This is a genomic window from Bacillus cereus group sp. N6 (assembly GCF_016483705.1).
Taxonomy (GTDB): domain Bacteria; phylum Bacillota; class Bacilli; order Bacillales; family Bacillaceae_G; genus Bacillus_A; species Bacillus_A wiedmannii.
The window spans coordinates 19,175-35,664 of the sequence record NZ_JAEHBI010000028.1 but is presented as its reverse complement, the minus strand read 5'-3'; the positions used below and the strand labels follow the sequence as shown (position 1 = coordinate 35,664).

Genomic DNA, 16,490 nt, shown 5'->3' with positions numbered 1-16,490 from the left:
GGGACGATAGATGAACATTCGGCAACTAGCGCTGCAAAATATAAAAGGAAATTGGCGTAATTATAAAGTGTTTTTCTTAAGTAGTTGCTTTGCAATATTCGCGTCTTTTGCATACATGTCTGTCATTGTACATCCGTATATGCAGGAGACGATGTGGTATCAAAACGTACGCTGGGGACTTATTATATGTAATATTATAATCATTTCTTTTTTCGTCATATTTATTTTGTACTCTACTTCTATTTTCATAGAAGCGCGTAAGAAAGAATTAGGGTTATATATGTTAATGGGAGCAACGAAGTCTAACGTAATAGGAGTAATTATGACCGAGCAAATATTGATCGGGGTATTTGCTAATATTTTCGGTATTGGGCTTGGTATGATCTTTTTAAAGCTCTTCCTCATGGTGTTTAGTATGTTACTGGGGCTTCCGAAAGAACTCCCTGTCATATTTGACGTGAGAGCGATTGGGGTAACGTTTATTACATACATGGTTGTTTTTATTCTGTTATCTTTTATAAGTGCTTTACGTATATGGAATATAAAAATCATTCGGCTATTAAAAGAATTTCGCAAGGATAGAAAAGAGAAGAAAACATCAATGCGGCTTTGTATATTCGGATTTATTTGCTTAGGTATAGGATATGCGTTAGCGTTACAAGCGACTATACCAACGATAGCATTCTATTTTTTTCCTGTGTCTATACTTGTCTTTTTCGGAACGTATTTTTCTTTTATACACGGCACTGCTCAAATATTAGAAATAATAAAACGAAATAAAAAGATTATGTATACATATCCGTATTTATTTATAGTGAATCAATTGTCACATCGCATGAAGGAAAATGGTCGTTTTTTCTTTCTAATGTCGATGGCAACGACATTTGTAGTTACGGCAACAGGTACGGTGTTCTTATATTTTTCTGGTATGCAAGATATGTGGCGGAGCGGGGGCGTACACTCATTTTCTTACATAGAAAAGGGTACTTCTTCTCATGAAGTCTTTGCGGAAGGCACGGTTGAACAATTATTGCACCAATATGGATATAATGACTTTCAATCTATGAGTTTTGTTGGAGTGTATGCATCTTTTCAGTCCAATAAGGGAGAAATAGAAGTAGCGCCGCTCATTAAAGAAAGTGAATACAATCAAGAGGCAAGAAAACAAAAACAGAAAACGTATCATCCTAAAAAAGGAACAGTTACACTCGTTTATTATAATAAATACAATAATTCGAATGTATATAATCAAAAAGAGATTCAATTGCAAGTAATGAATCAACCATATCAATTCGTATTTAACGGTCAGAAAGAAGGGGTTCAATTTAACCATCATCCTTCGCACATTAATGGTCTGTTCTTCGTCATGAATGATGAAGACTTTGACAGTATAGCAAATAAGGTTCCTGATTCTGAAAAAATGATATATAGAGGCTATACATTACCAAATATCGAAAATACGAAAGAATTAAATGAAGATTTACGGAAACATATGAAAAAAGATAAAGATAATGCATTTCGAAGTAATATGGAGTTATATGTGAATATGAAATCGTTCGGTGATATTACTCTATTTATAGGTTCATTCATTAGTATATTATTTTTCCTTACATCATGTAGCATTGTATACTTTAAATGGTTTCATAATATTTCATCGGATCGAAAGCAGTACGGGGCGCTTTCTAAGCTTGGCATCACGAAGGAAGAAGTGTGGAAAATTTCTCGTTGGCAATTGTGTATGCTATTTTTTGCGCCAATTCTAGTTGGGAGTATGCATAGTGCAGTTGCATTATATACGTTTCATAATACGATCTTTATGGATGGTTCATTACGAAAAGTAGGCTTGTTTATTCTGTATTATATCGCTGCATGCATCATTTATTTCTTTTTCGCTCAAAGAGAATATAGGAAACATTTAGACTAGCAAATGCTAGTCTTTTTTTAATATTCGAAATTTACATGGAAGAATATAAAAAAGTATGGTATAACAGTAAGAAAATGAAAAAGAGGGGAAAAGACGATGATTCGAGTAGGATATTTAGGACCAGAAGCAACATTTACAAATATGGCGGTGAGTCGTTTTTTTCCGGAAGCAGAGCATGTGCCGTATCGAACGATTCCAGATTGTATTGATGCAGCTGCAAATGGAAATGTAGATTATGCAGTGGTACCACTAGAAAATGCGATAGAAGGTTCAGTGAATATAACGGTTGATTACCTCGTACATGAGCAACCACTTTCTATTGTAGGAGAAATTACAGTACCAATTCAGCAGCATTTACTTGTACATCCGCAGTATGCAGAAGTTTGGGAAGAAGTATATGCAGTGCACTCTCATCCACACGCTATTGCACAATGTCATAAGTTTTTAAATGAAGAATTAAAAGGGGTAACCGTCCGAGATATGACATCAACAAGTGCAGCTGCGCAATATGTGAAAGAACATTCTGAAGAAAAAATAGCTGCCATTGCAAATGAAGCGGCCGCAGAAAAATACGGTTTAACAATTGTAAGGCGTGATATTCATACGCACAAAAACAATCATACACGCTTCCTAGTGCTCCATAAGAAAAAGAAAGCCATACTCCCAAATAACGGAGAAAACCGCGGAGAGAAAACGACGCTTATGATAACGTTACCTGCTGATTATGCAGGGGCACTATATCAAGTGTTATCAGCTTTCGCATGGAGAAAATTAAATCTATCAAAAATCGAATCTCGTCCGATGAAAACAGGACTAGGAAATTACTTTTTCTTAATTGATGTCGATAAAGCATACGATGATGTATTATTGCCAGGCGTAACGATGGAACTTGAAGCGCTCGGTTTTTCTGTTACTGTGCTGGGGAGTTATTGTTCTTATTGGTTGTAAGAGAGGGGGATGAACTGTCGACATTTCCCTTCTAATTGCTGGTATAATTTCATCGGATAATACATTTTGTGATAGATAAATAGAATCCCACCTATAAATGGTGGGATTCTATTTATTTTAACTTCGCAAGACGATCCTCTAACTGACCACGCCAAATATCGGCTAGTTCTGGAACAGCAAGAATCTTTTCGATGCCATCTTTATCTTTTCTATTATGAAAATAAATTTCGTTAGAGAACAAGACAGAAACATTGCGCGGTTGACGTTCTAGTAATGTAATTTTAGAATCTTTACGTACAGTACCTTCTTGAAGAACACGGCATAGGTAACCAGTAAATCCAGTTGCTACAATGCGCGGCAGTATGCCAGGAATACCAAGGCGTTTTGAAATTGTGCTACAAGGTACTCTCGCTTGTGTCACTTGAATGATTGCTTCACCTAGTTGATATGTATCTCCGATGCAAACATCACGCTCTAACATATTTGTTACGGTAATGTTTTCGCCAAATGTGGAAGCTGGAAGCGTAGTTTGAAATTCTTCTTCCCATAGTGCGTAATGTTCGTGTGGGTACACACAAACTGCGCGGTCAGGTCCCCCGTGGTGTTTTAAATCCGCTACATCATCACCACGAAATCCATCTTTTGAGAGAAAAGCTTCTTCTGCAAGTTCTTTACATATACTAGTAATCATTTCTTTATCTTCGCTATATTTCATTTGTTTTGGTTTGCCAATGCTAAAGTGAACGAGTTCAATTCCCATGTTTGATCCCCTTTACAATTGATTACAATATTATATCACTAAAAAAGCACAGAGAATGATAAAAACTCTGTGCTTTACATGAATTAATAAACGAGAAATCCTGCTTTATCTAGTGCCTCGCAAGCAGCGTCTAATTTCTCTTTCGAATCTGCCTCAATTGTATGTAAGTGAATACCATCTGTTAGTTGCGAAAGATAGGAAGCATTCGTGTTTTCAATTTTTTGTAAATATTGCTCTACATCAAAGCGATTACTTACCATGATGGACGCTGTTAAGTCACCGTATACAGGATGCTCAACTTTTACATCTTTAATCGTAACGCCGTGGTCAACAAGCATTGTAAGTTCTTGACGTACTTCCGCTGGTTTATGTTGGCATACAATTACGCGTTCGAAAGCTTGTTGTTTCTCTTGTGGTTTTAAATATAAATACCCTTGAGCAGTCGCAATAATTGGTTCGTTTCGTGCTTTAAGCAAGGAAATATCTTGCACGATAACTTGTCTACTTACATTTGTCTTTTTCGATAGTTCATTCCCAGATAACGGTTCGTTTGCAGCGAGAAGCCACTGAAGGATAAGTTGTCGTCTTTCTTCACCTAAAATCTTTTTTTGTTCATTTTGTTTCATTATGATTTAACACCTCTATAAAATTGATTTCCAATTGTGTGTAGTGCATGAATAGTAGTATCAATTTGATCTTTCGTTGTTTGTTGTCCGAAAGAGAAGCGAACATATTGTTTTGCCTCTTCATACGTTTTTCCAATTGCAAGCATTGTTTTCGAAGGTTCTTGTTTACCGACTTGGCAAGCACTTCCAGTGGAGATGGCAATACCATGGCGATTACATTCTAGCATTGTATATTGACCTTCTATTCCTTTTATTGTAACCCCAACAATATGTGGTAAACAAGAAGTAGAATGACCTTCTACTTGAATTTCTAGAGGAAGCGCTTGTAAATGTCTTAAAAAGTAGGATCGTAACTCTTTAAAACGTAAGCTCTCTTCTTGTTGATTTTTTAATATATTCTCAGCAGCTGTTAAAAAAGATGCGATGCCAGGAACGTTTACTGTACCTGGGCGAAATCCTTTTTCATGAGAAGTTCCTGGAAATATTTGTGCCCAGCGAACTTGGGGATTTATATAGCAAGCGCCAACACCCTTTGGTCCGTATATTTTATGTGCTGAAACAGAGAGACTATCAATTCCCATCTCAAAAACATTGATAGGAAGTTTACCAAATGTTTGTACACAATCTGAATGAAATAAAACGTTATATTTTTTTAAAAGTGCCCCGATCTCTGTGATGTTTTGAACGGTTCCGATTTCAGAGTTTCCATGCTGTATGCTTGCTAGAACAGTATTTTCTGTAATAGCTGTTTCTAAATCTTCTAAATGAATTAGCCCGTCTTCATCAACAGGTATTTCAGTAATGGTATACCCTTCTGATTGTAAGGATTGAAAATAACTTCGAATGGATGCGTGTTCCATAGGTGTCGTAATAATGTGCTTCTTATTTCGAGCATTGAGAAGGGATTGAATCGCAAGGTAGTTGGATTCCGAGCCACCGCTTGTGAAGAATGCCCCTTGTTCCTTTCCGCCAATCATTTCAGCAAATGTTTTTCGGCAAACTTGTAATAAAGAAGAGGCTGTTCCTCCAATATCATGTAAACTTTGTTCATTTCCGAAGTATTGCGATGCTGCTTTCATATATGTGTGTAATGCTTCTTCACTCATAGGTGTAGTAGCTGCATAGTCAAGATATATCATCATGTAAGTTCCTCTCCCTAGTAAGAGTTACATTTCTTGTATTTTTTAAATGGTAGTGAAAATAAGAATTATAAAAAAACTCTTGTCATTATTTTAAAACTATGTAAATATAGGTGTCAAGACAGTTGAAAAGTGTAAAGTAGGAGGCAACAATTATGCCAAGTGCAGATGTCTTAATTATTGGAAGTGGCGTTGCGGCACTTCGTGTTGCGAAAGAGATTTGTCACGAAAAGAATGTGATTATTATCACAAAGGAAACAAATCGTAATAATAATACATATTTAGCGCAAGGTGGAATTGCCGCAGCAGTTGCTACATATGACAATCCAAATGATCATTTTGAAGATACGTTAGTAGCAGGATGTCATTATAACAATGAAGATGTGGTCCGTTATTTAGTCGAGGAAGGACCGAAAGAAATGAATAATCTCATTGAAAATGGAATGAAATTTGATGGAGATGAAACGGGTCCTCATCTTGGAAAAGAAGGCGCACATCGAAAGCGTCGTATTTTACATGCAGGTGGCGATGCAACAGGAAAGAATTTATTAGAGCATTTCATTCAAGAAGTAGCTCCGCACGTTACGGTAGTGGAACAGGAAATGGTGCTCGATTTTATTATAGAAAATGATAAATGTGTTGGAGTTTTAACAAGAACTAGTGAAGGGAAGTTGAAGCGTTACGTTGCAGATTATACGGTGTTAGCAACAGGTGGGATTGGCGGTTTATACGCCTTTACTTCTAACGATAAGACAATTACGGGTGATGGACTTGCGATGGTGTACCGCGCAGGCGGGGAGCTCGTAGATTTAGAGTTTGTACAGTTTCATCCAACAATGTTATACGCGAACGGGCGATGCTGCGGCCTCGTCTCTGAAGCTGTCCGTGGTGAAGGAGCTGTCCTTATGAATGGAAAAGGGCAGCGTTTTATGATGAATATACACCCTGATCACGATCTCGCACCACGTGATGTAGTAGCAAGAGCGATTCATGAGCAGCTTTTGGCGGGTGAACAAGTGTATGTAAATATCGAGTCTATTCAAAATTTCGAAGGACGTTTTCCGACTGTATCATCATTGTGTGAAAAGAATGGTGTCGATATAAATGAAAAACGCATTCCAGTCGTACCCGGTGCTCATTTTCATATGGGCGGCGTGAAAACGAACTGTGATGGGGAGACGTCCATTCCAAATTTATATGCGGTCGGTGAAGTAGCTTGTAATGGTGTTCATGGAGCAAATAGATTAGCAAGTAATTCATTATTAGAAGGTCTTGTGTTTGGAAAAAGAATAGGAAAACATATTTTAACGAAAGCGACAAAAGAAAGCTGGAACAACGTGGCTGGGAAGGAAAAGAAGTTTATCGTTCTGAATCATTTGCCGGCGAAAGAAGAAATACAAGAATGCATGATGAAATATGTTGGGATTGTGCGAACAGAGAAAAGTTTATCTTATGCAAAGAGATGGCTTAGTAAGTACGGTGTTCGAAATATGATATTACAACATGATGCTCTTACAAATGAAGAGATAACGCTTATTAATATGTTAACAGCCTGTGAGCTTATAGTCGTGTCAGCTTTGCAAAGAGAAGAAAGTATTGGTGGCCATTATCGAAGTGACTATCCAGATAGAAATAGCGTAAAAAAAGAGATCGTTCGAGTGAAAAGAAAACTACAACTTGTGTGATGAAGGGAAGAGGGGCTCTATGAACACGATAAAAGTGAAAGAAGCATTAAATCGATTTTTTCTAGAAGATATAGGAGAAAGAGATGTAACATCTCAGCTTATTTTTCCAGACAATTTACTTTCAAAAGGAACGTTTCTTGCGAAGGATACAGGTGTCTTTGCGGGGCGTTTAGTAATTGAAGAAGGATTTAAATTAATTGATGAAAGAATTGAAGTGGAGCTTCATAAAAAAGATGGAGATCTTGTAGAAAAGGGCGAAATAATAGCAACTGCGCAAGGACCAATTGCTTCGTTATTGACGGCAGAGCGCGTTATATTAAACGTTATCCAGCGTATGAGCGGGATAGCTACGATGACACATAAAGCTGTTCTTGCTTTAGCTAGCGGCCATACACGTATTTGCGATACGCGAAAAACGATGCCAGGGCTACGCATGTTTGATAAGTATGCAGTCGTGTGCGGAGGCGGATTTAATCACCGTTTCGGTTTATATGACGGTGTCATGATTAAAGACAATCATATTGCTTTTGCTGGTTCTATTACGAAAGCTGTTACATCGGTGAAAGAAAAATTAGGACATATGGTGAAAGTAGAAGTGGAAACAGAAACGGAGGAGCAAGTGAGAGAGGCTGTAGCTGCTGGTGCAGATATTATTATGTTTGATAACCGTACGCCAGATGAGATCCGGGAGTTTTCAAAGATTGTACCAAGTGCCATCGTTACGGAAGCATCAGGAGGCATTACAATTGAAGATTTATCGAAATATGGAAAAACAGGGGTCGATTATATTTCACTTGGAGCGTTAACACATTCAGTGAAAGCACTTGATATTAGTTTCAATATTGAGGCGTAAGGAAAGTGGCTTAGAGGGGGAGAAAGGAATATGAGTATTTTAGAAAAAGTGCAACCGATTGAAACGATGTTACCAGAGCGTTATTACACGATGACAACAGAAGAAATGGAAAAGCGTGTTCGTGAAATTAAAGTGAAAATGGGGAAAACACTATTTATTCCAGGACATCATTACCAAAAAGATGAAGTGGTACAATTTTCTGATGCAGCAGGAGATTCACTTCAGCTTGCACAAGTTGCAGCGAGCAATAAAGAAGCGAAATATATTGTATTTTGCGGTGTACACTTTATGGCAGAAACAGCAGATATGTTAACGACAGATGATCAAATCGTTATTTTGCCAGATATGCGTGCAGGTTGTTCGATGGCAGATATGGCAGATATTGAACAAACAGAAAGGGCATGGAAAGAGCTCGCAAAATTATTTGGAGATACGATGATTCCGTTAACATATGTTAACTCTACAGCTGCAATTAAAGCGTTTTGTGGTCGTAATGGCGGAGCAACAGTAACTTCTTCTAATGCAAAACAAATGGTGTCTTGGGCGTTTACACAAAAAGAGCGTCTTGTCTTTTTACCGGATCAACATTTAGGAAGAAATACAGCTTACGATTTAGGTATCCCATTAGATAAAATGGCAGTATGGGACCCACATACAGATTCATTAGAGTACGATGGAGATATAGAAGAAATTCAAGTGATTTTATGGAAAGGGCATTGTTCGGTTCATCAAAACTTTACAGTGAAAAACATTGAGAACGTACGGAAAAATCATCCGGATATGAATATTATTGTACATCCAGAATGTTGCTATGAGGTCGTTGATGCTTCGGATTACGCAGGATCAACGAAATATATTATTGATATGATTGAAGCAGCGCCACCTGGAAGTAAATGGGCAATTGGTACAGAGATGAATTTAGTGAACCGAATTATTCAGCAACATCCAGATAAAGAGATTGTTTCACTTAATCCATTTATGTGTCCGTGTTTAACGATGAATCGAATTGATCTGCCGCACTTATTATGGGTGCTTGAAACGGTAGAAAGAGGAGAAGAAATTAACGTTATTAGCGTAGATAAACAAGTGACTGAAGAAGCGGTTCTTGCATTAAATCGTATGTTAGAGCGTGTGTAAAGCAACGGTATTTCTGTTGCTTTTTTTCATGCATATAATCATAACAAGAACAAAATGGGCATACATTGTTTTGAAGAAATCATTGTGATTTTCTTATGCTTATTCCACTTCTAATCATATTGAAAATCGAAGAAGTGATACAAGTGAAAAGAAGTTAGCGTTATTTAGAAAGGGTTACTTCATGAGATTTGTTACTTATAGATAAGTTATACAGGAGGGGGAAAATTTGAAAATTCATATCGTGCAAAAAGGGGATACCCTTTGGAAAATTGCGAAAAAGTACGGAGTAGATTTTGATACGTTGAAAAATACAAATACACAACTTAGTAATCCAGATTTAATCATGCCAGGTATGAAAATTAAAGTACCATCAAACAGCGTTCACGTGAAACAACATGCTGGAGCAGGTTCATCACCTCCAAAACAATACGTAAAAGAAGTGCAACAAAAAGAATTTGCAGCAACGCCAACTCCGCTTGGAATAGAGGATGAGGAAGAAGTTACGTATCAATCAGCGCCGATTACACAGCAACCTGCTATGCAACAAACACAAAAAGAAGTGCAAGTAAAACCACAGAAGGAAATGCAAGTGAAACCACAAAAAGAGGTACAGGTAAAACCACAGAAGGAAATGCAAGTGAAACCGCAAAAAGAAGTGCAGGTAAAGCCACAAAAAGAGGTGCAAAAAGAAAAGCCAATTCAAATAGAAAAACCAGTTGAAAAACCGTCTGTTATTCAAAAACCAACTGTTATAGAAAAACAAAAACCAGCAGAAAAAGAAAACACAAAGTTTTCGGTAAATGTATTACCACAGCCGCCGCAACCACCAATAAAAGCAAAAAAAGAATATAAAATTTCAGATGTAATTAAAAAAGGAAGTGAGTTAATTGCTCCTCAAATTACTAAAATGAAACCTAATAACATCATTTCTCCGCAAACGAAAAAAGATAATATCGTGTCACCGCAAGTAAAGAAAGAAAATGTAGGAAATATCGTGTCACCACAAGTAAAGAAAGAAAACATAGGAAATATCGTGTCACCGCAAGTAAAGAAAGAAAACATAGGAAATATCGTGTCACCACAAGTAAAGAAAGAAAATGTAGGGAATATCGTGTCACCGCAAGTGAAGAAAGAAAATGTAGGGAATATCGTGTCACCGCAAGTAAAGAAAGAAAATGTAGGAAATATCGTGTCACCGCAAGTGAAGAAAGAAAATGTAGGGAATATCGTGTCACCAAATGTAACGAAAGAGAATGTAGTTATTCCACAAGTAATACCGCCAAATATTCAAATGCCAAACATCATGCCAATGTTGGATAATAATCAACCACCAAATATAATGCCAATCATGGATAATAACCCAATACCAAACATCATGCCGATCATGGATAACAATCAAATGCCGAATATGATGCCGATAATGGATAATAATCAAATGTCGAATATGATGCCAATCATGGATAACAACCAAATGCCGAATATGGATAATAATCAAATGCCAAATATGATGCCAATCATGGATAATAATCAAATGCCGAATATGATGCCGATAATGGATAACAATCAAATGCCAAATATGATGCCGATAATGGATAACAATCAAATGCCAAATATGATGCCAATCATGGATAACAATCAAATGCCAAATATGATGCCAATCATGGATAACAATCAAATGCCAAACATGATGCCAATCATGGATAACAATCAAATGCCAAATATGATGCCAATCATGGATAACAATCAAATGCCGAATATGATGCCGATAATGGATAATAATCAACCACCGAATATGATGCCATATCAAATACCATACCAACAGCCTATGATGCCGCCAAATCCGTATTATCAACAACAAAATCCATATCAAATGCCATATCAGCAAGGGGCACCGTTTGGACCGCAATATACGTCTATGCCAAATCTAAATATGATGCCAATGGATAATAATATGCCACCGCTCGTGCAAGGAGAGGAAGATTGTGGATGCGGAGGAGAGAGTAGGCTATATAGTCCGCAACCTGGAGGACCACAATACGCGAATCCTTTATATTATCAACCAACTCAATCGGCATATGCGCCACAGCCAGGAACGATGTATTATCAACCAGATCCACCAAATGTATTTGGGGAGCCGGTTTCAGAAGAAGAGGACGAAGAGGAAGTTTAAAAAAGGCGGGATTATTCCCGCCTTTTTTGTATGTAGAGTCGTTCTGAAAATGGAAGATTTACATCAAATGTTAGAAAATCCCCAGTGAAATATTAACAGTGTAAAAACCTTCTCTGTTACTCATCATAAGAGGGAGCTTTTCAGAAGAGAAGTTCATTCTAACAGAGGGGGTTTTTGTATTGAATACGAAAGTAAAAGTGATTGCTGCTTCTTTGTTAGTTACCAGTGCATTAGCTGCATGTGGTACACCAAAAGATAACAATGCAATGGATGGACGTAACTACAACTATAAGCATACATCTTATAATGATACACACCAGTATCGTGATAATGTAGCGCGTAATGATCGCTATACAGATTATGTAACATATAGAAATGGTCGTAACGATACAGGATATAACAATTATTACCGCGATGTAAATTACAACGGACAAATTGCTAATCCGCATCCAACTCGTAATATTACAATGAACAATTCATACATTAACAATGATGGTAAAACAGCTGAAAGAATAACGAATCGTGTGAAACGTATGAATAACGTAGACCGCGTGTCTACAGTTGTATATGGAAACGATGTAGCGATTGCAGTAAAACCACGTAATACAGTGACAAATGAAACGGCGATGGCGAACGAAATTCGTCAAGCGGTTTCAAATGAAGTTGGAAACAGAAACGTATATGTTTCTGTAAGAAATGATATGTTTACTCGTGTCGATGCAATGAGTACACGCCTACGTAATGGTACAGTTACAAACGATTTTAATCGTGATATAGGGAATATGTTCCGAGACATTCGTTACGGTTTAACTGGTACTATGCGATAGCAAAACAAAAGAGGAAGGGGTAGCCCTTCCTCTTTATTCATCGTTGTCGTGTAAACGACGTTTTTTAATGAAATAACTAATGGAATAAGAAATTAAAAAGCATATAAAGAAAATACTACCTGTTAGAATAGCCTCAAAGAGAGGTCTTTCTGGACTGAAAATGATATAAATAATGGCTATAATAGTTCCTGCAATAAGAGAGCGTAAAATAATTTTGTAATAAGGAGTTAACTTTATATCCTTTTCGCCTTCTTCTACATCGATAGAAACGCTTAACTGTAAATAACTAAGTACGATACTTGTAAGGATAAATAATAACCATAATGGAGATTTCGTAGCTTGATCCATTCCTTCAGTGAATCCGATATATCCTAAAATGCCAATTATACCAAGCGATTGAAAAAGAAAGGCAATACGTATGTTTTTTAATGTTTTCAGAATGAGACGTTCATCCTTTATTTTTTTCACAATATCCATCTCCTGTTTATTATGATTTCGCTATTATATTAATTGTAACATATATATTGCATTTATCAATTTATAATTTACACGAAGTTCGTTTGAGTAAAAGAGGAAATAAAATATTTTTATAAATATGTTGCACTTATACTTTATTAATGTTATATTAGCAAAGCGATGAGCTAATTTACGTAAGACGAGAGATATGCTTAAGTGCTAAACACGCGAATGTGGTCGCCTGGTCTCTCGCCGTAAACGCATCAAGACGCCTGCTTTGCAGGCGTCTTTCATTTTATATAAAAACAAATGCTAATGCAGATAAAGATAAAACTTTATCTGCATTTTTTTATTTTCGAGAGAAATGTAATATGGTCATTTATATGGATAAAACCTCCATTTCCGGAAAAACTACTAATGAAAGTTTGATCTTGCCTAAAAGAGGTGAACGGAAATGAAATGGATACTGATTACGATGCAAGCTTTCGTTATGATGTTTTGTTTCGTTTATGAAACGAATGTGAAGGCGGAAGGGCCAGTACCAGAAGTAACAGAAAAAGAGCCTGAAGTTACAATTTTATTAGAGCGAATGTATGTTGATGGAGAAGTAAGTGAGGAAATCTTTACAGAAAAAGTAGCGGACTTAGAAAAGTTTTTACAGCAGTATAAAGAATGGCAGCTCGTTGATCGTGATGATGTACAAATTGTATTACAAAAGAAAGTTGATGATATTTCTCCGTTATTAAAGACGAGCGGTTATTTTGGTGTGTCAGAGGAAGGGATATTACAAATTTTCAAAGGTGTACCGAAAAGTGATAATGCGATTCATTCCTTCTTTCAAATTGATATGAAAAAGCTTGAGAGCTATGAGCGTGCGAAGTTGAAGCGTGGTATTCGTATTAAATCAAAAGAAGGTTTTGTGAAGACGATTGAAAAAATGAAGCAATACGCAGTGCAAAATAAGAAAAAAAGCAGCTCATGGTGAGCTGCTTTTTTTACTTGTTTTTATCTAAAATTTGTTTTGCGATTTCATCAATTAGCATATCTTTTCCGATTGGATTGAAAGCTTTCGTATTGAAGAGTTCATTTGATACTTCATATACGTGATTGTTTTTAACTGCTTTATTGTCTTTCCAAACGGCACTGTTTTTGTAGTCTTCGTAAACTTTATCAGCTTCGCCGCCAAAGTTTACAATAAACATTTGATCAGGTTGGAATGCAACAAGACCTTCTAACGATACTTGTGCCATCGTTTGTTTTAAATCTGTACCTTTTGTTGCTGGAAGTTTTAAGTCATTAAAGATGATGTCACCGTATCCGAAGCTACCGTATACACGGAAGTTTTGTGGTGTAACTGCGACGAACATAAAGTTCTCATCTTTTGTTTTTTCTTTAATTTTTTTAGATAAAGAGTCTGCTTTTTTATCGTAGTCTGCAATCCATTTGTCTGCTTTCTTTTCTTCGTCAAATAGTTTACCTACTTCTTTAAACTTACCGCGCCAGTCTTCTAAGTTTGTTTCTAAAACAACTGTTGGTGCAACCTTTTCTAATTGATCATAGATCTTCAATTGACGATTATTTAAAATAATTAAGTCTGGTTTTAATGCAGTAACAGCTTCTAGATCAACTTTAGGTGCCCAGTACCACCCTACTGCTTTTACTCCGTCTAATTTTTCTGTTAAATGATTTTGGATTTTATCTTTATATGTGTTTGCTGTACCAACAGGTTTGTGTCCAAGAAGTAATAATTCTTCTGTTGATCCAGACAGGTCAACAATTCTCTTTGGATTTACTGGAATTGTAGCCTCCCCTTTAGTGTGTTTTACAACTTTTGTTTTCAGTTGTTCTTTCGCTTTCGATTCTTCTTTTTGAGAAGAACAGCCAACGATAGAAAGAACAACTAGCATAATAGTAAATAAAATAAATAGCTTCTGTTTCATCCTGATGTAACCCCTTTAATTAATATTGATAATCATTATCGACTTCTGTATATTAAGGTGCTTCATACTTTCTGTCAATGGAAAATAACAGAAGTTTCAAATAGGGAACATTTGTTGGGGTAGTCTCGCTTTTCTATCATTAAATATGTTAAAATGGAATACATGATTTAAGAGGGAGAGATCGTATTTTGTTTGAATATGTTACAGGTTACGTGGAGTATGTAGGACCGGAATATGTCGTAATTGACCATAATGGAATTGGTTATCAAATTTTCACACCAAATCCGTATGTATTTCAAAGAAATAAGCAAGAAATCCGTGTCTATACATATCATTATGTGAGAGAAGATATTATGGCACTTTACGGGTTTAAAACACGTGAAGAGCGTTTATTATTTACAAAGTTGTTAGGTGTGTCTGGTATTGGACCAAAAGGCGCTCTTGCAATTTTAGCGTCTGGTCAAACAGGACAGGTCGTTCAAGCGATTGAACACGAAGACGAGAAGTTTTTAGTGAAGTTCCCGGGCGTCGGAAAGAAAACAGCACGCCAAATGATTTTAGATTTAAAAGGAAAACTAGCTGATGTCGTGCCAGATGCATTTGTTGATTTATTCTCAGACACAGAACGTTTTGATGAGAAGAAAGGTTCATCAGTTGAGCTTGATGAGGCGCTGGAAGCTCTGCGCGCACTTGGATACGCAGAACGAGAAGTTTCTCGCGTTGTACCAGAGTTATTAAAAGAATCATTAACGACGGATCAGTATATTAAAAAGGCACTTAGTCTTTTACTAAATGGTAAGAGGTGAGTATAATGGACGAACGTCTCCTTTCAGGGGAATCTGCATATGAAGATTCGGATTTAGAATATTCATTACGGCCACAGACGCTCCGTCAGTATATTGGCCAAGATAAAGCGAAACATAATTTAGAAGTGTTTATTGAAGCAGCGAAAATGCGTGAAGAAACGTTAGATCATGTGCTTCTATATGGACCACCAGGACTTGGTAAAACGACGCTTGCCAATATTATTGCCAATGAAATGTGCGTAAATGTTAGAACAACTTCAGGTCCAGCAATTGAAAGGCCGGGAGATTTAGCAGCTGTATTAACAGCACTTCAGCCGGGTGATGTATTATTTATTGATGAAATTCATCGTTTGCATAGGTCAATTGAAGAAGTGTTATATCCTGCGATGGAAGATTTTTGCCTTGATATCGTAATTGGAAAAGGGCCATCAGCACGGTCTGTACGTTTAGATTTACCGCCATTTACATTAGTTGGAGCAACGACCCGTGCGGGGGCATTATCAGCGCCGCTTCGTGACCGTTTCGGTGTACTTTCAAGATTAGAGTATTACACAGTAGATCAGCTTTCTGAGATTGTTGAACGTACAGCAGAAGTATTCGAAGTTGAAATTGATTCGTTAGCCGCACTAGAAATTGCAAGACGTGCTCGTGGTACACCTCGTATTGCGAATCGTTTATTACGACGTGTACGAGATTTCGCACAAGTTCGTGGTAACGGAACGGTTACGATGGAAATTACACAAATGGCGTTAGAACTACTGCAAGTAGATAAATTAGGTCTAGATCATATCGATCATAAATTACTGCTTGGTATTATTGAGAAATTCCGTGGTGGCCCAGTCGGGTTAGAAACGGTTTCGGCAACGATTGGAGAAGAATCTCATACGATTGAAGATGTATATGAGCCATATTTATTACAAATTGGCTTTTTACAACGAACGCCAAGAGGCCGAATCGTAACGCCGCTTGCATATGAGCATTTCGGAATGGAGATGCCAAAAGTATGACGGAGATGCCAAAGCTGCTTATTACAGCTGGTATTTTGCTCATTGTTGTTGGATTAGCTTGGAAGTTCATAGGAAGGCTTCCAGGCGATATTTTTGTGAAAAAAGGTAACGTTACCTTTTATTTTCCTATCATTACATGTATTGTGTTAAGTATTGTATTATCTTTTATTATGTATATAATAAATCGATTTAAATAAGAAATAGGTGGATAT

The 16,490-nt window shown here is 36.9% G+C and carries 15 protein-coding genes and 1 pseudogene; 11 read left to right on the top strand and 5 right to left on the bottom strand.

Going from position 1 to position 16,490, the window contains the following annotated elements; genetic code table 11:
* Positions 1-10: 10 nt before the first annotated feature.
* Positions 11-1,924, top strand: a complete 1,914-nt coding sequence (locus tag JDS99_RS19005) for an ABC transporter permease (RefSeq protein ID WP_199695503.1) — start codon at positions 11-13, stop codon at positions 1,922-1,924.
* 96 nt (positions 1,925-2,020) lie between these two features.
* Positions 2,021-2,872, top strand: coding sequence for a prephenate dehydratase (pheA, locus tag JDS99_RS19000; protein WP_199695502.1), 852 nt, complete (start codon positions 2,021-2,023; stop codon positions 2,870-2,872).
* A gap of 112 nt (positions 2,873-2,984) precedes the next feature.
* Here the strand turns inward: pheA and JDS99_RS18995 are convergent, their stop codons facing one another.
* From JDS99_RS18995 to JDS99_RS18985, 3 genes are all read right to left on the bottom strand, one after another.
* Entirely contained in the window at positions 2,985-3,632 is a 648-nt protein-coding gene (locus tag JDS99_RS18995; protein ID WP_199695501.1) for an MOSC domain-containing protein, read from the bottom strand.
* 83 nt (positions 3,633-3,715) lie between these two features.
* On the bottom strand, positions 3,716-4,258 hold the full coding sequence (locus JDS99_RS18990) for a transcription repressor NadR (RefSeq protein WP_000812272.1): 543 nt from the start codon (positions 4,256-4,258) through the stop codon (positions 3,716-3,718).
* Positions 4,258-5,400 carry an IscS subfamily cysteine desulfurase gene (locus JDS99_RS18985; protein ID WP_000973754.1) on the bottom strand — a complete coding sequence of 381 codons (1,143 nt, stop codon included), beginning with the start codon at positions 5,398-5,400 and terminating at the stop codon, positions 4,258-4,260. The genes JDS99_RS18990 and JDS99_RS18985 overlap by 1 nt, the downstream gene beginning before the upstream one ends.
* 152 nt (positions 5,401-5,552) lie before the next feature.
* Between JDS99_RS18985 and nadB the strand changes: the two genes are divergently transcribed.
* The 5 genes and pseudogenes from nadB (at position 5,553) to JDS99_RS18960 (ending at position 12,069) form a co-directional block, all read left to right on the top strand.
* Positions 5,553-7,082 carry an L-aspartate oxidase gene (gene nadB, locus JDS99_RS18980; RefSeq protein ID WP_088609678.1) on the top strand — a complete coding sequence of 510 codons (1,530 nt, stop codon included), beginning with the start codon at positions 5,553-5,555 and terminating at the stop codon, positions 7,080-7,082.
* Between the two features lie 19 nt (positions 7,083-7,101).
* Positions 7,102-7,935 (top strand): carboxylating nicotinate-nucleotide diphosphorylase, encoded by an 834-nt coding sequence (gene nadC / locus JDS99_RS18975; RefSeq protein WP_087985320.1) that lies wholly within the window; start codon positions 7,102-7,104, stop codon positions 7,933-7,935.
* 30 nt (positions 7,936-7,965) lie between these two features.
* A complete protein-coding gene (gene nadA / locus JDS99_RS18970) occupies positions 7,966-9,072 on the top strand; it encodes a quinolinate synthase NadA (protein ID WP_088609677.1) in 1,107 nt (368 codons plus the stop codon).
* Between the two features lie 226 nt (positions 9,073-9,298).
* Positions 9,299-9,455: pseudogene (gene safA / locus JDS99_RS32795) on the top strand (SafA/ExsA family spore coat assembly protein); the annotation flags it as partial.
* A 1,966-nt stretch (positions 9,456-11,421) separates the two neighbouring features.
* Complete coding sequence (locus JDS99_RS18960; RefSeq protein WP_001093539.1) at positions 11,422-12,069, top strand: YhcN/YlaJ family sporulation lipoprotein; 648 nt, start codon at positions 11,422-11,424, stop codon at positions 12,067-12,069.
* 33 nt (positions 12,070-12,102) lie between these two features.
* Here JDS99_RS18960 and JDS99_RS18955 read toward each other — a convergent pair whose 3' ends face one another.
* Positions 12,103-12,546, bottom strand: a complete 444-nt coding sequence (locus JDS99_RS18955; protein WP_097889246.1) for a branched-chain amino acid ABC transporter substrate-binding protein — start codon at positions 12,544-12,546, stop codon at positions 12,103-12,105.
* Positions 12,547-12,979: 433 nt separating this feature from the next.
* Between JDS99_RS18955 and JDS99_RS18950 the strand changes: the two genes are divergently transcribed.
* Positions 12,980-13,510, top strand: coding sequence for a BofC C-terminal domain-containing protein (locus tag JDS99_RS18950; RefSeq protein ID WP_087985316.1), 531 nt, complete (start codon positions 12,980-12,982; stop codon positions 13,508-13,510).
* Positions 13,511-13,520: 10 nt separating this feature from the next.
* On the opposite strand, the gene JDS99_RS18945 is transcribed toward JDS99_RS18950, so the two are convergent.
* Positions 13,521-14,465, bottom strand: a complete 945-nt coding sequence (locus JDS99_RS18945; RefSeq protein ID WP_088064465.1) for an iron-hydroxamate ABC transporter substrate-binding protein — start codon at positions 14,463-14,465, stop codon at positions 13,521-13,523.
* Between the two features lie 188 nt (positions 14,466-14,653).
* Between JDS99_RS18945 and ruvA the strand changes: the two genes are divergently transcribed.
* From ruvA to JDS99_RS18930, 3 genes are read left to right on the top strand one after another with little or no spacing between them, the layout of a single operon-like run.
* On the top strand, positions 14,654-15,271 hold the full coding sequence (ruvA, locus tag JDS99_RS18940; protein WP_088064464.1) for a Holliday junction DNA helicase RuvA: 618 nt from the start codon (positions 14,654-14,656) through the stop codon (positions 15,269-15,271).
* 5 nt (positions 15,272-15,276) lie between these two features.
* Entirely contained in the window at positions 15,277-16,278 is a 1,002-nt protein-coding gene (gene ruvB / locus JDS99_RS18935) for a Holliday junction branch migration DNA helicase RuvB (RefSeq protein ID WP_088064463.1), read from the top strand.
* A complete protein-coding gene (locus tag JDS99_RS18930) occupies positions 16,275-16,475 on the top strand; it encodes a DUF2905 domain-containing protein (protein WP_000138162.1) in 201 nt (66 codons plus the stop codon). Before ruvB ends, JDS99_RS18930 begins: the two co-directional genes overlap by 4 nt.
* Positions 16,476-16,490: the final 15 nt, after the last annotated feature.

Coding starts and splice junctions, on each gene's coding strand:
- JDS99_RS19005 (WP_199695503.1), top strand. CDS start 11: ATGAACATTCGGCAACTAGCGCTGCAAAATATAAAAGGAAATTGGCGT.
- pheA (WP_199695502.1), top strand. CDS start 2,021: ATGATTCGAGTAGGATATTTAGGACCAGAAGCAACATTTACAAATATG.
- JDS99_RS18995 (WP_199695501.1), bottom strand. CDS start 3,632: ATGGGAATTGAACTCGTTCACTTTAGCATTGGCAAACCAAAACAAATG.
- JDS99_RS18990 (WP_000812272.1), bottom strand. CDS start 4,258: ATGAAACAAAATGAACAAAAAAAGATTTTAGGTGAAGAAAGACGACAA.
- JDS99_RS18985 (WP_000973754.1), bottom strand. CDS start 5,400: ATGATGATATATCTTGACTATGCAGCTACTACACCTATGAGTGAAGAA.
- nadB (WP_088609678.1), top strand. CDS start 5,553: ATGCCAAGTGCAGATGTCTTAATTATTGGAAGTGGCGTTGCGGCACTT.
- nadC (WP_087985320.1), top strand. CDS start 7,102: ATGAACACGATAAAAGTGAAAGAAGCATTAAATCGATTTTTTCTAGAA.
- nadA (WP_088609677.1), top strand. CDS start 7,966: ATGAGTATTTTAGAAAAAGTGCAACCGATTGAAACGATGTTACCAGAG.
- JDS99_RS18955 (WP_097889246.1), bottom strand. CDS start 12,546: ATGGATATTGTGAAAAAAATAAAGGATGAACGTCTCATTCTGAAAACA.
- JDS99_RS18950 (WP_087985316.1), top strand. CDS start 12,980: ATGAAATGGATACTGATTACGATGCAAGCTTTCGTTATGATGTTTTGT.
- JDS99_RS18945 (WP_088064465.1), bottom strand. CDS start 14,465: ATGAAACAGAAGCTATTTATTTTATTTACTATTATGCTAGTTGTTCTT.
- ruvB (WP_088064463.1), top strand. CDS start 15,277: ATGGACGAACGTCTCCTTTCAGGGGAATCTGCATATGAAGATTCGGAT.
- JDS99_RS18930 (WP_000138162.1), top strand. CDS start 16,275: ATGACGGAGATGCCAAAGCTGCTTATTACAGCTGGTATTTTGCTCATT.